Raw genomic sequence first — 17,547 nt, forward strand, 5'->3', positions numbered from 1 at the left:
TCGATTTTTTTAAATTTTCTATATCTGTAAATCTAAAAACCGTTCTGCCTCCAATGCTGCCATACACCCTCTTCCTGCCGCTGTTACAGCTTGGCGGAATGTATCATCCGAAACATCCCCTGCAGCAAAAACACCAGCAATGCTTGTTGCTGTTGAATCTGGCGCCGTCCATAAATATCCACCCACTTTTTGTTTTAATTGTCCTTCAAATAAAGAAACAGCAGGATCATGCCCAATAGCAATAAATATGCCATCTACATCAATCTTGATCTCCTGATCCGTTTTAATATTTTTAAGACGTGCCCCTGTTACAACAGCTCCCGTTGAATTGTTGGCAGGAACACCAACAATTTCTTCTACCACATGATTCCACAGAATATGCACATTATCACAAGCTAACAATCTATCTTGTAAAATTTTTTCTGCCTTAAAGTTTTCCCGCCGATGCACTATGCTGACGGTTTTAGCTAAATTAGATAAATAAAGAGCTTCTTCAACAGCTGTATTCCCACCTCCTACAACAAGAACATCCTTGTCGCGATAAAAAAAACCATCACATGTTGCACAAGCAGAAACCCCCCCACCCATAAATGTCTGTTCACTTTCCAAGCCAAGCCATCGCGCTTTTGCTCCAGTTGCAATAATCAATGTATCACAACAATACTGTGTTCCAGAATCTCCATACAAAATAAAAGGGCGCTTTGATAAGTCTGCTTTTACAATAACATCATAGACCATTTTTGTGCCCACACGCTCAGCCTGTTTTGCCATTTGCTCCATCAGCCATGGTCCTTGAACTGGATCAGAAAAACCTGGATAGTTTTCAACATCCGTTGTAATCGTCAACTGCCCACCTTGCTGTAATCCAGTGACCACAACAGGTTTTAGCATTGCTCTAGACGCATAGATCGCCGCCGTATAGCCAGCAGGTCCTGATCCAAGAATAAGCAGACGAGTATGCAGTTGCGTCATAGAATCCCTTTCATTTTCATCGCTAAATTACTTTATAAATTATAGTAGAATGTCGCCTTTAAAAAAACATTTTTCAATAGCTTAAATTTTATAGTGTATTAAATTATAGTGCATATGTGTTTTTCTCACTTTTTGCTAAAAGGTTTTATTATTAAAATTTGCTCAAACAGACCTACCTAAGGTAAAATTAGGCTTTATCTTGCAATATAGAAACATAGATTTTAGTGAATACAAAATTATGATAAAAAAAGATAGGGTGTAATCATTTTTCAATTTATCATCAATGTCTGTGCGCGTTTTGCGTTAATCATGGGAGTGGCAATGCTTTTGCCAGCGTGTGTTGATCTGCGTGATGGTAATCATGATGGGAATGTTTTTCTTTATTCTTGTGTCATGACGACTATGTTATCAACACTGATCCTTTTGGCAACTAGAGGTGCAACCTGCCATTTTTCAGCACGGCTTGGCTTTATGCTTACAACTTGCCTTTGGTTAACGGGAAGTATCATGGGCGCTTTACCTCTATACCTCTCTTCCCTTCCAATTTCTTTGGCAGGCGCAATTTTTGAATCTGTCTCTGGAATTACAACCACAGGCTCTACAGTCATTACTGGTCTTGATAATTTGTCACGAAGTATTTTGTTATGGCGTTCTATCATGTGCTGGATTGGAGGCGTTGGATTCGTCGGTTTAGCCTTATTAATTTTGCCTTCACTACGTGTTGGAGGTGTCCAGCTCTTTCATATGGAATCATCAGATAAATCCGAAAAAATACTCCCTCGCATTAATCAAATTGCCAATGGAATCATCATAGCCTATGTCGGATTAACATTTGCCTGTATGCTTTCCTATTTTGCCTCTGGTATGACCTTATTTGACTCTATCAATCACGCAATGAGTACAGTCGCAACAGCTGGATTTTCAACTCATGATGCTTCTTTTGGCTACTTCGTGGATAAACCAGCAATTTTGATTGTTGCGACAATCTTCATGCTACTCTCCGCTTTACCTTTCGTGCTTTATGTTAAACTGGTCCTTCCTGGACGCTATAAACGCTTCATTGATCCGCAAGTCGTTATCTTTTTGAATATCGTTTTTATCTTCAGCTTTGCATTAGCAGCATGGATGCGATTGCATGATCATCGTACCTTTCATTGGATTTTTCTTGATGTAATTTTTCACCTTTCATCTATTATTAGCACCACTGGTTATAGTGCTGAAGACTATCAACTTTGGGGACCTTTTGCGCTTGGGATTTTTTTCATTATTTCTTTTACAGGTGGATGTGCCGGCTCAACCTCTGGTGGCGTGAAAATCAATCGCCTCATTATCCTTTGGCGTATAGCACAGACAAATATGACAAAACTTCTTTCTCCTAATATTATTGTAAAAACACATTATGATAATTCAAATATATCGAATGATGCTGCTAAAGCAGTGCTGTTTTTTATTTTTCTTTATGCCTTCTGTCTTATTATTGGCACGGCGCTTTTACTTACAACAGGCCTCGACTTTACTTCAGCCTTTACAGGCGTTTTAACTGCCCTTTCAAATGTTGGTCCCGGTTTTGGGGACATTATTGGCCCTGCAGGCAATTTTTCTACAATTAATGACGGTGCCTTATGGATTTTAAGTTTTTTAATGCTAGCCGGACGTCTTGAAATTATAACTATATTTGTACTTTTTATTCCCACTTTTTGGCGTGAATAAATTTCATACTTATGATTTATGTAATGATAAAATGCTAACAGCATAAACAAAAAATAATCGAAACGTACCGTAAAATTTGCTTATTATTATGATGAAGTGAAAGAACTTCTTAAAAAATTGAAAGCGATGGCTCTATTAATTGATATAAAATTTATAAGAAAATAGTTGTTCACAGCGTCTTTATTTTAAGTATGATTGCTTTGAATAAGTAAACGACATCAAAAAACATCAAAGAATACTTACTCTCGTTACATAAATAAAAAATCTTATAACACTCTATTTTACAAAGCATTTCTTATCCGATAAACAACTGTCTCCTATCTTAATATATCTATGAAGTGCTATGAATTCGTATCATTAAATAGCTGTAGCATATCAATGTTTTTTATATGATATTACACACGAACCTAAACTGTTTACTAAAAGATACATTGTTTCTTTTAATAGAGAATCAAGAAAAACAATTTAAGAAATCTATCCATATGAATAAGTTAATAACTGATCTATACTTTTAAACAAAAGTTATAAAAGTAAATTATCAGTGTATATACTTTATTAGAAATACTATTAAACTATAAAATGATTATTTTATTCTTATTTTTAATAAATTTACGAATAAACTTAAAATGTTTTTTCAGCCAACAGTTCTTCATAAACATTTCCAATTGCTTTTGCTTCTTTTCCCAAAGGGAAATGAGTACGAACATGGGACAAAGCTCTTTTTCCTGCTATTAATGTATGATCTATATCTGCTAAATAAGATTCAATCGCTGTTGTTAAGGCAAGCACATCCCCTGTTTTAACAACCGTTCCTGTTCCTTCTACAACCATCTCTTTATACATTCCTGCATCACTCGCTACCACAGCAGTCTCAGAAGCCATTGCTTCTAATGGTGTTAAACCAAAACCTTCTATACGAGAAGGCGCTACATAAAGCGATAAGCGACGATACCATAAAGGTGCATCCAGTACTTCTCCAAGAAAAATAATACGATCACTTAAACCAGATTCAGCAATTTTTTGACGTAATTTTTTTTCAAATTGGTAATGTTGTGTCGTAGTACGACCAGCAATAATCGCTGTCCAATCAGGATAGCGCGGCAACAATTCTATCATTGCATCTACAAATAAATCTGTACCTTTTGAATAGCGCACGCGCCCGAAGCACCCCACTGCATACTTTCCTAATAATCCAGATGAAGAAAAACGATCATCAATCGTTTTGGGTGGTGAAAACCGCTTAATATCTACCCCGTGCATAATCACCTGATGAGGAACATTTAGATAGGCTCCTGTGCGCACACTCGTTGCAATCACTCTATCCATACGACCAATCAGCCATTTGGTAAAAGGCTTATGGTGACGTTGAGATGCCGATGTAAAGATAAGCTTAAGTTTCATCCGCAAAATATCGCGAAAAAAAAACCACAAAGCATCTCAACATTGCGCCGTGCATGCCAAATACGAAATGGCTTATCTATGGGACTTTTCCAAAGCCCAAAAAAGTTTTTAAAAGTAAGAGCTGGTAAACTTTTTGGCAACCCTGCCCCTACAACAGATATACGTACACCTTGTTTGCGCTGCAGCGGAACAAGTTGAATAATTGTAGACGTCACTCCTGATAAACGCTTTTTAAAGTGAGGAGCAATAACATCCGTTTTTTGCAAATGTGCACGCATAGCAATTAGAAATAGCTCATTTCTTAGATTAGTAATCTCATCTCGTATATCCCCCCATCCTATTTTATATATACTGCACTTGAATGATTTCATAATTATGCGCACCACCTGGTGCGTTAACCTCAATTACATCACCTTCTTGCTTACCAATAAGTGCACGTGCAATAGGTGAAGAAATAGAAATTTTACCAGTTTTTACATCAGCTTCTTGGTCGCCAACGATCTGATAAACTTTTTTTTCGTCAGTATCTTCATCCAAAAGCTGAATGGTCGCTCCAAATTTAATTTTAGCCCCTGAAAGCCGCGAAACATTAATGACCTCTGCTCGCGCAATATAGTCTTCAAGTTCATTTATACGTCCCTCATTATGGCTTTGTGCCTCTTTAGCGGCTTGGTATTCAGCATTTTCTGATAAATCACCATGTGCACGCGCCTCTGAAATTGCCTCAATAATTCGCGGACGCTCTTGTTGTTGGCGCCAACGCAATTCTTCTTTAAGACTTTCAAAACCAGCTGTAGTCATCGGAACTTTTTCCATAATCCGTCCCTTTCTATTACACGGAAGGTTCAATAAAAACACAAAAAACGGCTTCCAAAATTACTTTGGAATCCGAAAACCATATTTCTTGTTATATAGTATAGCTTTATATAGTACAGCATTCTTGTTTTCCATATCAAAATAAAAAAGAACACAAAGTATTTTACAAACTCAACTGCGCTTAACCATCTTCCTAGAAAGTTAAGAATTTCTTACTTAATCTCTATAACTATAATAAAAAATATGTGAAAAAAATAATTGTATTATTTTACATTTTATCATACCTCTAGCAGGAAGATATTTATAAAAATAAAAGAATGCAAAACCTTTAAAAGAGTCCTCTGAAAAAAAAATGAAAAAATTGATAATTTTTTTTATGTTTGGCTCTCTCTTTTTATCCATAAAAGCAGTCAAATCAGCTGATGCTTTTGTCATAGCCGATCTTAATTTTAGATCAGGCCCCAATATACGGTTTCCGCGTCTTGGTTTCATTCCTGCAGGACAATTTGTATTTGTTAAAACATGTAAAGGAAATTGGTGCTACATCAAATATAACACCAAAACAGGATGGGTTTCATCTCGTTATCTTGCATTTAAAAATGGAAGTGACCTTTATCACACATATACGATGCTTTCAATCACCAATCACAGCCATTATCCATAGTCATTTAGCTGTAATAAGTAATCTATTCAATGTGATAATAATGTAAACAAAATTAAAAATAAACATAGTTTTTATTACAGTAAAACACCAAAAATCTTTTCTAAAATTTAATTTAATACTTTAAATTATCTAAAGATCCTACAAAATCAAATTATATCAAATAAACTGAAACAAAATTTCTACATAATACTTTTCTATTCGTTTAAATAAGTAATAAAATTTGATATTTTCTTCAAAATTATGCATATTTTATACTAAAGGATGCAAGAATGAAAAATGGCGTCACAGCAACAGTTGAAGCTCTTTCTGCACTCATTTCTTCAGGAAATCCTCTTTTTAAAAACGGTGTATTATGGACACCTCACCGTCCTGTCCGTCCTAAAAAATCTGAAGGTGGCATTCCTTTTCAACTTGAAACATCTTTTGAGCCAGCAGGAGATCAACCGCAAGCTATTAAAACTTTGGTTGAAGGCATTGAAAAAAATGAGCGTACTCAGGTGCTTTTGGGAGTTACCGGATCAGGAAAAACCTACACAATGGCTAAAATCATTGAAAAAATGCAACGTCCTGCTCTTATTTTAGCCCCAAATAAAACTCTAGCCGCACAGCTTTATGGAGAATTTAAAAACTTCTTCCCTCACAATGCTGTTGAATATTTTGTTTCTTATTATGATTATTATCAACCAGAAGCCTATGTTGCACGCTCTGATACTTATATTGAAAAAGAATCCTCTATTAATGAGCAAATCGACCGCATGCGCCATGCGGCAACACGCGCTGTTCTTGAACGTGATGATGTCATTATCGTCGCATCTGTATCTTGTATCTATGGAATTGGTTCGGTAGAAACTTATACGACCATGACTTCCGAAATAAAAAAAGGTGATAGACTTGACCAACGAAAACTGCTCTCTGATTTAGTTGCTCAACAATATCATCGACAAGACATTAACTTCATTCGTGGTTCTTTTCGTGTCCGAGGCGATACAATTGAAATCTTTCCTGCTCATCTTGAAGACAGTGCTTGGCGTATCTCATTATTTGGTGATGAAGTCGAAACAATTACTGAATTTGATGCTTTAACAGGTCAAAAAACTGGCGAACTTCAATCTATTAAAATTTATGCCAACTCACATTATGTCACACCACGACCAACATTAAATCAAGCGATAAAATCAATTAAAATGGAACTCTCTCAGCGCCTCAATGAATTAAATACAGCTGGACGTATTTTAGAGGCACAACGTTTAGAGCAGCGGACCATTTTCGATTTAGAAATGTTGGAAACAACAGGATCATGCCCTGGCATTGAGAATTATTCACGCTATTTAACAGGACGAAATCCTGGTGAACCACCACCAACCTTGTTCGAATATATTCCAAATAACGCTCTGGTTTTTATCGATGAAAGCCATGTAACCATTCCGCAAATTGGTGGCATGTATCGGGGCGATTTTCGAAGAAAAGCTACCTTAGCAGAATATGGGTTTCGCCTCCCTTCTTGTATGGACAATCGTCCTTTACGATTTGAAGAATGGGATGCTATGCGCCCGCAAACTATTGCTGTCTCTGCAACACCAGGACGCTGGGAAATAGAACAATCTCACGGCATTTTTGCTGAACAAATCATTCGCCCAACAGGACTGATAGATCCACCAACAGAAGTTCGTCCGGTTAACACACAGGTCGACGATGTTGTAAACGAAATTCGTAAAACAACCCAAAAAGGTTATCGTACATTGGTAACTGTCCTAACCAAGCGTATGGCTGAAGATTTGACGGAATACCTTCATGAACAAGGGATTCGCGTACGCTATATGCATTCTGATATTGATACATTAGAGCGTATTGAAATTATTCGTGATCTTCGGCTTGGAACCTTTGATGTCTTAGTTGGCATCAATCTACTCCGAGAAGGTTTAGATATTCCAGAATGTGGCTTTGTTGCTATTTTAGACGCTGATAAAGAAGGTTTTTTGCGCTCCGAAACTTCGCTCGTACAAACAATCGGACGCGCTGCACGCAATGTAGATGGTCGTGTTATTCTTTATGCAGATATAATCACTGGTTCCATGAAGCGCGCCTTACAAGAAACAAAAAGACGTAGACAAAAACAAATAGCCTATAATGAAAAACACAATATTACACCAACAAGTATCAAAAAAAATATCAACGATATTCTCAATTCAGGACAAGAAAATAATCAAGTTCAGGCTAATATTCCTGACTTTATCTCATCCAATAGTATGATTGGCAATAATTTAACGCTTCATATTCAACATCTTGAGAAATTAATGCGTGAAGCCGCAGCTGATCTCAACTTTGAAGAAGCAGCAAAACTTCGTGATAAAATTAAACAGCTAAAAAAAATGGAATTAACAATTGCTAACGATTATATCTCCCACCATAATGAATGATTTCTCTATATACTCACTATAGAGTAATTTTTTTCATTAAACTGGCATTTGATTCACAAGCACAATTATTGATGTAGTATTTTCAAGAAATAATAAATCAAAAAATAAATATAAAAAACATTATTAGTGAAATATACAACAACAAAAATATGAATATTAAATCATATTAAACTTTAAATATCTTAAAAAATACATATTCAATCATTCAAATAATATATAGTATTATCTATTATAGAATTTTAATACAAATAATAAGAAAGTCATAAATATCAATATAATATCTGTAAGTTAGTCTCAATAAGTTGTACTATTTTGAATAAAAATTTAAATTTTATTTTATGACTTAATAATTTAACTAAACTAAATTGCTCTTTATTCGTTATGCCTCAATAAAGTCTAAAATTGTTCAGGTTGTATTCAGTTTAACATATGTATGATGCAAATAATGAATTTATAAAGGAGTGTCGCTATGAAAAAACTTTCTCAGCTAGCGGTATTATTAGCAGCTTCAACTGCAACCGTTATGGTCCCATTAGGTGCAACTTTTGCAAATACAAAATCAATTTTTGATGAACGTATTACAAGCACAACAATAATCAGTCCTTCTTATCCTGCTTTTGGTCATCATCACCCAACCCAAGAACAAACACATATTAGACGTGAACGTCACCAAGTACATCATGAAGAAAAAACACATCATTATACCCATACAGAACACCATAAACATGTACACAACCATCACTATGTAGACCGTGGTGACTCTGGAGAAACTATAGCAGCTGGGCTTCTTGGTCTTGCAGCAGGCGCACTTCTGGGTAATGTTTTAAAGAAACCAGAGGCGCCTCAGGTTGTTTACCAAATTGTACCACAACCAGAACGCAAAATCGTCTATCAAGCAGTTCCACAAACTCAAGTCATTTATCAAGCACAGCCATCAGCAGGATACCAAACTGTCCAGCAGCCATCACCATCTCACTGGAGCTGGCTACAATACTGCAAAAGTAAATATCGTTCATTTAATGAAAAAACAGGAACCTTTAAAGGTTATGATGGCAAAGAACATTTTTGTTATGCTCCATTAAATTAACCCCTGATCTATTGCGCCAAACGCGTTTTAGAAATTCTTAGCGACGAAAAAATCGCCTTATGGCGATTTTTTTGTCTTTATTCATCTATTAATTTCTTGGAGAAAAGGATTCCACTGTCGCTCGTAACCTATCCAACTTCCCGGACCATGACCACAGATAAAACGAACATCATCACCTAAAGGCAAAATCTTCTCCTTGATAGATTTCATTAATTTTTCATGAGAACAAAAGGGAAAATCCGTACGTCCAATAGTACCACGAAAAAGTACATCTCCTAATAAAGCTAAACGTTCTTTTTTATTGAAGTAAATAACATGACCAGGAGAATGCCCTGGTGTATGGAAAACATTAAAGACATGTCCCGCAAAATTAACACTAGCGCCATCCTCCAACCATTGATCAGGAACACAAATACGAGATTCAGTCATACCATAGCGTTTAGCACTTTCATTCATTTTCTCCATTACAGGCTTATCATCGCGATGCGAACCAATAATCTTAACATTAAGCGCCTCTTTAGCTTGCATTGCTGCCCCCACATGATCAAAATGGCCATGTGTTATCCAAATAGCTTCAACGGTCATGCCTATCTTTTGGATTTCTTCTTGAATACGAAACCAATCACCACCTGGATCAACTAAAACACCCGTCTTAAGATTCGTATCAAAAAGCAAAGTGCAATTTTGCTGGAAAGGTGTAACTGGGATAATATGTACACTGAGCTTTCCCATAATATCCTTTTCAAAAGTTAAACACTGCTTATTTTAAATATACTTCTCAGCTCTTCAATAAACAAATAGCCGGCTCGACAGTATAATGCAACTTCTGTAAAATTGAAATTTTCGTAAAATAGACTTTATAAAAATTTTAAAGCATTATCAATCAAGTTCAAGTTTTTCATAACACCTCACTCCCCTTCACATTACTGAGAATGCTAGAATTTCTACTTTAAATACTCTTATGCAATACAAAATTTTTCCGCTAACCTCATCTTTATAAGTGTCAACCTTCTATAATATTGACAAGCCTAGAGAAATATAAACATACTCACAATGTCTTACACGCTTAATCAGCAATTTTGTATCAAATGCATCTTACTATAATAGCATTTTTAAGCTAACAGCCCTTTCTCAACAAAAATCTTTATAGCCACTATTTAAAGAGATGGATTTCATATTCAAACAATACACGTACAGAAGTTTTTCAACCATTTTGCAGACTGGAGAACATACGAAATCAAAATACTCATGAATACCAGACACGAGTCTTGAACATTCTCCATTGCACAAGATCAATATATAACCATAAAGACAATATTCAATCAGTGGACACCATTAGGAGAATTACGTGCTACTGATTATCGACATTTCCCTTGATCAATAAAATACTTTGTAAATTAAGGATAGAACAGCAAATTCTAAACAAACACGCTCCAGTAGCTTAAGCGTTGCCTACAGTTTCAAACAAAGTATATTGCAGTGCCTTGTAAGCACTTTCACCAGCCCAAGCAACCATCTGAAATGCAGCATAATGGCTTTCACAAACTTTAAGCGCATGTACCAACAGTGTTTCAACCTGTATATGAGATAGATGCAAGCCACCAGCCAAAAGAAGTCCTTGCCGATAAATAACCGAACTGTCTCCCTGCCAATAATCAAAATGTCCTAGCAATAGTTTTTCATTAATAGCCAACAACAAACGATGCATTTCAGCTATTCGAGCATTATCGATAAAAAGCTCAAATGCACAAGCTAAATGAAGAGCCTCTTGCTTTTCCATCCATGAAAAAGCAATGCGGTAATTCGTCCGTGCCCCTTCCACACAAACATTAATTTCATCTTCAACATTCCGCTCAAAAGACCAATCATGCTTATAAGCAATTTGTTCAATGAAATCAACAGGATGCTCTTTTCTTTCTGTGGCGCAAAATGCAAGCCTCATCATGAATCCTCAATAAATATGAAAAACGTTGTTAATAAAACTCAAAATACTGAAACTGTCGCACCTTTTGCTACAATGACAGCCTTTACGCCATACAAATGCACACTAAAAACGCAAAACACCACCCGATACTGGAAAACGATAAACGCTCCCCATTTTCGATAACGAACCAAGCAATTAAAACGAATCACTAAGATTTTTAAGTGTATTGATACAATTTCATAGTGCCAGCCCCCCTGATTCAAAAAAATGCTTTTTTTGTAAAAAATAAACGGGCAATCTGTCCTAACAGACTCAAGATTAAGCATTTTTTTAATTTATGCACCACATTCAAAAATTGGGGATATTTTTTGAGTCTACCATTTTTTGCGAAAACTATTTTATTCTTCTTGCGTCTGCACTTTTTCCAAATCATCAAGACGCCTTTTTAAATCAGCATTATCATCATGTAGCTTCAACAGCATTTCCTTAAAAGTCTCAAATTCTTCGCGTGAAACAAGATTAAGTTTATTCGCCATCTTTTCAGCCTGCAAACGAAAAGCTGTTCCCGCTTCATGTTTTACGCCTTGGGCAACATCAGCTGCATCTGTTGCTAATTTTGCTAATTCATCAAGAATACGGTTTGATCCATTACGCATATGGGTTTCCTTTAATTTTCATTATTAACATATATATTATAACGCGTTTTCATAACATTTGGATACCGTATTTGTTCCTTTACACTTCATAGATTCAATATTTTTTCTATCAATTAAAAAAATTTTATATTCCTTTTGCACTATAAATATTTATCTCTTTACATTCTATAAATAACAACGACTTTATTATTACCTTCTTATATATCTTTTTCTTGACTCTTGACCATTGTACATTCATCTGTCATTCCTAAGCATCATATAATTCTTATACATATTAAAGCGCTTCTTCATGAATTTTTGTCCTGCTATTGCTTTTCCAGATTTTTTAGATCCCGTGATTATTCGTTTAGGTCCTATAGCTCTCCATTGGTACGGGCTAGGTTATGTAGTTGGCATTCTTTTTTCTTGGTGGTATGCGCAACAGCTATTAAAAAGGGCACCTCTATGGTATGCAAACCAACCTCCTATGGATAAAGGAAAGATAGAAGACTTTGTTGTTTGGTCTGTTATCAGCATTGTTGTTGGTGGTCGTTTAGGGCAAGTTCTTGTATGGGACCCGGCTTATTACTTTAATCATCCAGGTTCTATCATTGCCATATGGAATGGAGGAATGTCTTTTCATGGCGGGCTTATTGGGATTTGCATTGCAATGATTTTGTTTGCTCGAAAAAATAATATCAAGATGTTAGCAATGTTTGATATCATCGCTGCGGGCGCCCCTATTGGTATCGGCATTGTACGAATATGCAACTTCATTAATCAAGAGTTATGGGGCAATGTTACCAGCGTACCTTGGGCAGTTTGCTTCCCTCAAGATCCTCAATATTTACCACGCCATCCAAGCCAACTTTACGAAGCATTCATGGAAGGGTTTCTTCTTTTTATCATTCTATTCGTTCTTATTTTTTTCTTCAAAGCACTCAAACGCCCTGGAGCTGTAGCAGGAACATTTATTATGGGCTATGCAATAGCACGTAGCATTTCAGAACTCTATCGTGCTCCTCAAGAAGACCCAGAATGGTTTTCTATACTTTTTCATTCCACTGGATTTACCTATGGAATGGCTTTGTCTTTACCTATGTTTTTTTTAGGCTTTTATCTCATTTTTAAAGCTTTCAGGCATCAATCTTCACCTCCAGAATAATGAGCACACTCAAAGAGAAAATTAAAAAGATTATTGCACTTAATGGGCCAATTACTGTGAATGAATATATGACATTGGCACTTACAGACCCTCAATTTGGCTATTATCAAACACAAGCACCCTTTGGACGCGCTGGCGATTTTATTACTGCCCCTGAAATAAGCCAATTGTTTGGAGAGATGATCGGCATTTGGACCCTCGCAAGTTGGAAGCTCCATAATTGTCCTCGCCCTTTCATTTTAGCTGAAATGGGTCCGGGACGTGGAACTCTTATGGATGATATTTTACGTACCATTCAAAAATTATGTACCACAGCATTCAATGCCGTTGAAGTTTTTCTTATTGAAATAAGTCAACATCTTGCAAAAGAACAAAAAAATCGCCTTGCATCTTATAAAAAACAGATAAATAGCGTTGAAAACTTTGATCAAATCCCTTCAGGACCTCTCTTCTTGATTGCCAATGAATTTTTTGATGCACTCCCCATCAACCAATATATTAAACTTGATGGAGAATGGAGAGAACGCCGTATTACCGTTAATAAAGATGGAAACTTCACATTTATTGCCGAACAATGTACTCCTCCCTTTTCTTATTTACAATCTTACAGCTGTAATATCCCTGATGGAACAATTTTTGAACATTCCCCTTCACGACATCAATTGGTACATCAAATCAGTAACCGTTTATTGCAAATGAAAGGTTCTGCTTTACTTATTGACTATGGAGCTTCTGATTTTGCGTTTGGTGATACATTGCAAGCTGTCTCAAAACATAAATTTCGTGATATCTTTGATGCTCCAGGAGAACATGATCTCACATCACATGTGAGCTTTTTTCCTTTAAAAATGATAGCCCTTGAACAAAGCTGTTTTGCTGAAATTTTGGAACAAGGAGACTTTCTTTTAAAAATGGGTTTATTGGAGCGCGCACAACAGCTTGGAACCAACAAAAGTACTGTGTTACAAAATAAAATACGCGAAGATGTTGAACGATTAGCTGGTCCAGATAAAATGGGAAAACTGTTTAAAGTTTTACACATAAGCGATAAAAAGATCCCCTTGCCTCCTAAATTTTAACTGCCCCAAATAACATATATTGACAAATACAAGCATCTCGCACACCATTATTATTGACTAAAAATCCAATAAGGAATTAAGGAGTTTTTATGCAGCCTGTCCTTAACCCCATACTGGCAAAAAATCTTTCTGATTTACACATACAAGGGATAAGGCATGGCTTTTTTACACGTCAGGGCGGTGTCTCACAGGGGATTTATCAAAGTCTTAACACAGGAAAAGGTTCAAATGATAACTCTGCACATGTCGCACAAAATCGCGCTTTAATCAGCGATTACTTTGGTGTTGAAGTACAAAATTTAATCACTGTCGACCAAATACATTCTTGCGAAGTCGTTGTTGTTCATCAAGCCTTCCCTGGGAAACCGCCTAAGGCTGATGCTCTTGTTACAACCACCAAAAATTTAGTCATTGGCGTTCTGACCGCAGATTGTGGTCCAATTCTTTTTTCTGATCCGCAAGCAGGTGTTATCGCTGCTGCGCATGCTGGTTGGAGAGGGAGTTTAGACGGAATTGTAGAAAAAACAATTTCTGTTATGGAAGAGCAAGGTGCAAAACGGCAATCAATAACAGCAGTTCTTGGACCTTGTCTTGGACCATGCCATTATGAAGTGACAAGTGAGTTTTATGATCAATTTCTCAATTGTAATAGCAAATTCCAAAAATATTTTTTTAAAACAGATCAAGTAAATTGCTTTAGCTTTAACCTATGGACATTCATTATGGATCAACTTACGAAAGCAAAAGTCAATGCTTCTTGCGTAAAGCTTTGCACTTACCAAGATGAACAGCGTTTTTTTTCCTATCGCCGTGCAACGCATCGCAAAGAACCAGATTATGGACGACAAATTTCTGCTATTGTTCTAAAAAAATAAATCTAATGATTACTTTCTTTTATACAATCAACTATGAATTCATCTAAAAGAAAAGGTGGTTTCGTCTATTTTTGTTTTTAAGATTTAATTGCAATAATTTATAAAAAATATTTTAGTTTAATCTGCTCTCCTCATTTACCTTACAGATAAATATTGCTAACTCTGAAACTGTTTTTACAAAGCGATTGCAAAAAATTTTAATCAGGATGGATTATTTTTCTTCGAACTTAAAAATTTTTTAAAAATTAAGTCCTGTTAATAATGATACATAAAATTGTAGCACTCTTATGAGAGTTTTCTTGCAATCTGATAATAAAAAGTTAAAAACTGAATCACACGCGGTCATGACTATTCAGAGGTTCTACAATGAAACTTTTTTGCGGTAACTCCAACCCACGCCTTGCGGAAAAAGTTGCAACATATTTAAATATTCCTTTAGGAAAAGCAACGGTTAAGCGTTTTGCTGATCAAGAAATTTTTGTAGAATTGCAAGAAAATGTTCGAGGACAGGACATTTTTGTTTTACAATCCACATCCTATCCTGCAAACGATCATTTAATGGAATTGCTCATCATGATTGATGCGCTTCGTCGTTCTTCAGCGCGCCGTATTACAGCTGTAATTCCCTATTTTGGATACGCTCGTCAAGACCGAAAGCCTGGTCCACGTACTCCAATTTCCGCAAAACTCGTTGCTAACCTGGTTACTGAGGCAGGAGCCAATCGTGTCTTGACATTGGATCTTCATGCAGGGCAGATTCAAGGTTTTTTTGATATCCCAACAGACAATCTTTATGCTGTTCCAGTCATTTCTCGCGATGTAAAAATACATTACTCTCTTGAAAATGTTATTGTTGTTTCACCTGATGTAGGGGGTGTAGTGCGTGCACGCTCTTTAGCTAAACGCTTGAACAGTTTATTAGCTATTGTTGATAAACGTCGCGAACGTCCAGGAGAATCAGAAGTCATGAATATCATTGGAGATGTCTCTGGAAAAGATTGCCTTTTGCTCGATGATATTGTTGACTCTGGTGGAACCCTCTGCAATGCGGCAAGTGCTCTACTGAAACACGGCGCAAATAGTGTTACAGCTTATATTACGCACGGTGTTCTTTCTGGAAATGCTATCGAACGCATTAAAAACTCAGAAATGAAAGAATTAGTTATAACCGATTCGATTATGCCGACAGTAGAAATTGAGAATGCGCATAATATCCGTGTTTTGCCAATTGCCGATTTGCTTGGGGAAGCCATTGCAAGAACAGCAGCAGAACAGTCTGTCTCAAGTTTATTTTATTAAACTGAAGATTTTGGATCCCCTGGTGCTGTTTCTATACCAATATCAGGAAAGGCTATAACACGTTGACCACCAAAATGTGTACGAATCACGACAAGTCCGCGTTCTTCGAAGTGCGTTAAAAGCCAACGTACACGACTTAGAGAATGAGTTCCATAAAGACGTGCTAAAAAAGCATCTGATGGACAGGGTTTTCCAGTAAGGGCGGCTTGTGCCACATTTAAGAAAATACCTTGGATATCATCTTCTAAACTTTCTGAAATCTGTAAAATACGTTTCCAGTTTTCACTTTCAGCGGTTTCTTCATCAATAGCAGCTTGGGCAATAGCCAATTTGCGCCGAAATTGCGAAAGATTAAGAGAAACTCCTAAAATACCATGAATACGACAACGAACCAAAAAATCTTGATAAAGTACCGCTGTTGAACGATAAGCAGCATCGGGATCATCCACAATTTCACGAACAACGCGCTCTACTTGCATATTGCGATCAGCAGAAGAAAATTCAGAAAATAAATTTGGCTCTTCTTCCAACAGTTCTTGTTTTTTGTGCACAGCCTCTTCTAGCATTTCATGAACAGACTGTTTTTTTACAGGCTCTTGTGAATATTTAGATGGACTTAAAATTTCATCTGGTGAAACCGTAAAAACTAACTCCTTTACATCATCCCTTTCTATGGGAAGTGGCATAAGTTTTGGGCTGGAAGAGCGTGCCAATGTTTCCACAGGTCCAATGATGATAGGTAAGGAACGTCTCGATAAAGCGGGACCTAAAGCTATAAAATGACCACGTTCAAGATCTCTAAACATTTCTGCTTGGCGACGCTCCATTCCTAAAAGATCGGCAGCACGTACCATATCAATATCTAAAAAAGTTCGCCCTATTAAAAAATTTGAAGCTTCAGCAGCAACGTTCTTGGCAAGCTTAGCCAAACGCTGTGTCGCAATGACACCAGCAAGACCACGTTTACGCCCTCGACACATAAGATTGCTCATAGCACCAAGTGAAATTTTACGCGCCTCATCAGAAACTTCCCCTGCTGCAGCTGGTGCAAATAACTGTGCTTCATCAACGACAACGAGCATAGGATACCAATAATCGCGTTCCACATCGAACAAGGCTCCAAGAAAAGCACCAACAGCGCGCATCTGCTGTTCATTGTCTAAACCTTCAAGATTAAACACGACAGAAACCCGATGTTGACGAATCCGATGAGCAATTCGCGTTAATTCTTGTTCGCTACGTTCAGCTTCGACAACAACATGACCAAATTTATCTGCCAAAGTTACAAAATCACCCTCTGGATCAATCACACAATGCTGAACCCATGAAGCACTTTGTTCAAGAAGACGCCGAAGAAGGTGTGATTTTCCTGAACCAGAATTTCCCTGCACTAAAAGACGTGTCGCCAATAGTTCTTCAAGATCAATCAGTGCTGGCACCGATTTGTGCAAAGCACGAGATTCCGACACCTCACCCAAGGCAATCTCAACCTTCATGAACGTC

At 36.7% G+C, this 17,547-nt stretch carries 14 protein-coding genes and 1 pseudogene; 8 read left to right on the plus strand and 7 right to left on the minus strand.

Going from position 1 to position 17,547, the window contains the following annotated elements; all coding sequences use genetic code 11:
• Positions 1-18: 18 nt before the first annotated feature.
• Positions 19-972, minus strand: coding sequence for a thioredoxin-disulfide reductase (gene trxB / locus V4P55_RS03850; RefSeq protein ID WP_455473809.1), 954 nt, complete (start codon positions 970-972; stop codon positions 19-21).
• A gap of 321 nt (positions 973-1,293) precedes the next feature.
• On the opposite strand from trxB, the gene V4P55_RS03855 reads away from it, so the two are divergent.
• Positions 1,294-2,682, plus strand: a complete 1,389-nt coding sequence (locus tag V4P55_RS03855) for a TrkH family potassium uptake protein (RefSeq protein ID WP_455473810.1) — start codon at positions 1,294-1,296, stop codon at positions 2,680-2,682.
• A gap of 621 nt (positions 2,683-3,303) precedes the next feature.
• On the opposite strand, the pseudogene V4P55_RS03860 reads toward V4P55_RS03855, so the two are convergent.
• A pseudogene (locus V4P55_RS03860) lies at positions 3,304-4,361 on the minus strand (glycosyltransferase family 4 protein).
• 64 nt (positions 4,362-4,425) lie between these two features.
• Positions 4,426-4,899 carry a transcription elongation factor GreA gene (greA, locus tag V4P55_RS03865; RefSeq protein WP_455473811.1) on the minus strand — a complete coding sequence of 158 codons (474 nt, stop codon included), beginning with the start codon at positions 4,897-4,899 and terminating at the stop codon, positions 4,426-4,428.
• A gap of 352 nt (positions 4,900-5,251) precedes the next feature.
• Here greA and V4P55_RS03870 point away from each other — a divergent pair, with 352 nt between their 5' ends.
• The 3 genes from V4P55_RS03870 to V4P55_RS03880 all read left to right on the plus strand — a co-directional run bounded on the left by V4P55_RS03870 (position 5,252) and on the right by V4P55_RS03880 (position 9,067).
• The gene (locus V4P55_RS03870) at positions 5,252-5,563 is read left to right on the plus strand and encodes an SH3 domain-containing protein (RefSeq protein ID WP_455473812.1); all 312 of its coding nucleotides are present in this window, start codon (positions 5,252-5,254) and stop codon (positions 5,561-5,563) included.
• A gap of 269 nt (positions 5,564-5,832) precedes the next feature.
• Positions 5,833-7,980, plus strand: a complete 2,148-nt coding sequence (gene uvrB, locus V4P55_RS03875; RefSeq protein WP_455473813.1) for an excinuclease ABC subunit UvrB — start codon at positions 5,833-5,835, stop codon at positions 7,978-7,980.
• 469 nt (positions 7,981-8,449) lie between these two features.
• The gene (locus V4P55_RS03880) at positions 8,450-9,067 is read left to right on the plus strand and encodes a BA14K family protein (RefSeq protein WP_455473814.1); all 618 of its coding nucleotides are present in this window, start codon (positions 8,450-8,452) and stop codon (positions 9,065-9,067) included.
• An 81-nt stretch (positions 9,068-9,148) separates the two neighbouring features.
• On the opposite strand, the gene V4P55_RS03885 is transcribed toward V4P55_RS03880, so the two are convergent.
• The 3 genes from V4P55_RS03885 to V4P55_RS03895 all read right to left on the minus strand — a co-directional run bounded on the left by V4P55_RS03885 (position 9,149) and on the right by V4P55_RS03895 (position 11,647).
• A complete protein-coding gene (locus V4P55_RS03885; protein ID WP_455473815.1) occupies positions 9,149-9,799 on the minus strand; it encodes an MBL fold metallo-hydrolase in 651 nt (216 codons plus the stop codon).
• A 709-nt stretch (positions 9,800-10,508) separates the two neighbouring features.
• Positions 10,509-11,009 (minus strand): YbjN domain-containing protein, encoded by a 501-nt coding sequence (locus V4P55_RS03890; protein ID WP_455475035.1) that lies wholly within the window; start codon positions 11,007-11,009, stop codon positions 10,509-10,511.
• 380 nt (positions 11,010-11,389) lie between these two features.
• Positions 11,390-11,647 carry an accessory factor UbiK family protein gene (locus tag V4P55_RS03895; protein WP_455473816.1) on the minus strand — a complete coding sequence of 86 codons (258 nt, stop codon included), beginning with the start codon at positions 11,645-11,647 and terminating at the stop codon, positions 11,390-11,392.
• 289 nt (positions 11,648-11,936) lie between these two features.
• Here V4P55_RS03895 and lgt point away from each other — a divergent pair, with 289 nt between their 5' ends.
• The 4 genes from lgt to V4P55_RS03915 all read left to right on the plus strand — a co-directional run bounded on the left by lgt (position 11,937) and on the right by V4P55_RS03915 (position 16,044).
• Positions 11,937-12,791, plus strand: coding sequence for a prolipoprotein diacylglyceryl transferase (gene lgt / locus V4P55_RS03900; RefSeq protein WP_455473817.1), 855 nt, complete (start codon positions 11,937-11,939; stop codon positions 12,789-12,791).
• Positions 12,791-13,870, plus strand: a complete 1,080-nt coding sequence (locus V4P55_RS03905) for a class I SAM-dependent methyltransferase (RefSeq protein ID WP_455473818.1) — start codon at positions 12,791-12,793, stop codon at positions 13,868-13,870. Before lgt ends, V4P55_RS03905 begins: the two co-directional genes overlap by 1 nt.
• A gap of 89 nt (positions 13,871-13,959) precedes the next feature.
• Positions 13,960-14,745 carry a peptidoglycan editing factor PgeF gene (pgeF, locus tag V4P55_RS03910; protein ID WP_455473819.1) on the plus strand — a complete coding sequence of 262 codons (786 nt, stop codon included), beginning with the start codon at positions 13,960-13,962 and terminating at the stop codon, positions 14,743-14,745.
• Between the two features lie 366 nt (positions 14,746-15,111).
• A complete protein-coding gene (locus V4P55_RS03915; RefSeq protein WP_455473820.1) occupies positions 15,112-16,044 on the plus strand; it encodes a ribose-phosphate pyrophosphokinase in 933 nt (310 codons plus the stop codon).
• On the opposite strand, the gene V4P55_RS03920 is transcribed toward V4P55_RS03915, so the two are convergent.
• Entirely contained in the window at positions 16,041-17,540 is a 1,500-nt protein-coding gene (locus tag V4P55_RS03920) for a helicase HerA domain-containing protein (protein ID WP_455473821.1), read from the minus strand. The two genes, V4P55_RS03915 and V4P55_RS03920, sit on opposite strands and share 4 nt — an antisense overlap.
• Between the last annotated feature and the right edge of the window lie 7 nt (positions 17,541-17,547).

Source organism: Bartonella sp. B30(2025), assembly GCF_053793825.1.

Excerpts from the sequence above, each read along its gene's own strand:
- trxB (WP_455473809.1), bottom strand. The coding sequence starts at position 972 with ATGACGCAACTGCATACTCGTCTGCTTATTCTTGGATCAGGACCTGCT.
- V4P55_RS03855 (WP_455473810.1), top strand. The coding sequence starts at position 1,294 with ATGCTTTTGCCAGCGTGTGTTGATCTGCGTGATGGTAATCATGATGGG.
- pgeF (WP_455473819.1), top strand. The coding sequence starts at position 13,960 with ATGCAGCCTGTCCTTAACCCCATACTGGCAAAAAATCTTTCTGATTTA.
- V4P55_RS03870 (WP_455473812.1), top strand. The coding sequence starts at position 5,252 with ATGAAAAAATTGATAATTTTTTTTATGTTTGGCTCTCTCTTTTTATCC.
- V4P55_RS03905 (WP_455473818.1), top strand. The coding sequence starts at position 12,791 with ATGAGCACACTCAAAGAGAAAATTAAAAAGATTATTGCACTTAATGGG.
- V4P55_RS03880 (WP_455473814.1), top strand. The coding sequence starts at position 8,450 with ATGAAAAAACTTTCTCAGCTAGCGGTATTATTAGCAGCTTCAACTGCA.
- uvrB (WP_455473813.1), top strand. The coding sequence starts at position 5,833 with ATGAAAAATGGCGTCACAGCAACAGTTGAAGCTCTTTCTGCACTCATT.
- V4P55_RS03920 (WP_455473821.1), bottom strand. The coding sequence starts at position 17,540 with ATGAAGGTTGAGATTGCCTTGGGTGAGGTGTCGGAATCTCGTGCTTTG.
- lgt (WP_455473817.1), top strand. The coding sequence starts at position 11,937 with ATGAATTTTTGTCCTGCTATTGCTTTTCCAGATTTTTTAGATCCCGTG.
- V4P55_RS03915 (WP_455473820.1), top strand. The coding sequence starts at position 15,112 with ATGAAACTTTTTTGCGGTAACTCCAACCCACGCCTTGCGGAAAAAGTT.
- V4P55_RS03885 (WP_455473815.1), bottom strand. The coding sequence starts at position 9,799 with ATGGGAAAGCTCAGTGTACATATTATCCCAGTTACACCTTTCCAGCAA.
- V4P55_RS03895 (WP_455473816.1), bottom strand. The coding sequence starts at position 11,647 with ATGCGTAATGGATCAAACCGTATTCTTGATGAATTAGCAAAATTAGCA.
- V4P55_RS03890 (WP_455475035.1), bottom strand. The coding sequence starts at position 11,009 with ATGAGGCTTGCATTTTGCGCCACAGAAAGAAAAGAGCATCCTGTTGAT.
- greA (WP_455473811.1), bottom strand. The coding sequence starts at position 4,899 with ATGGAAAAAGTTCCGATGACTACAGCTGGTTTTGAAAGTCTTAAAGAA.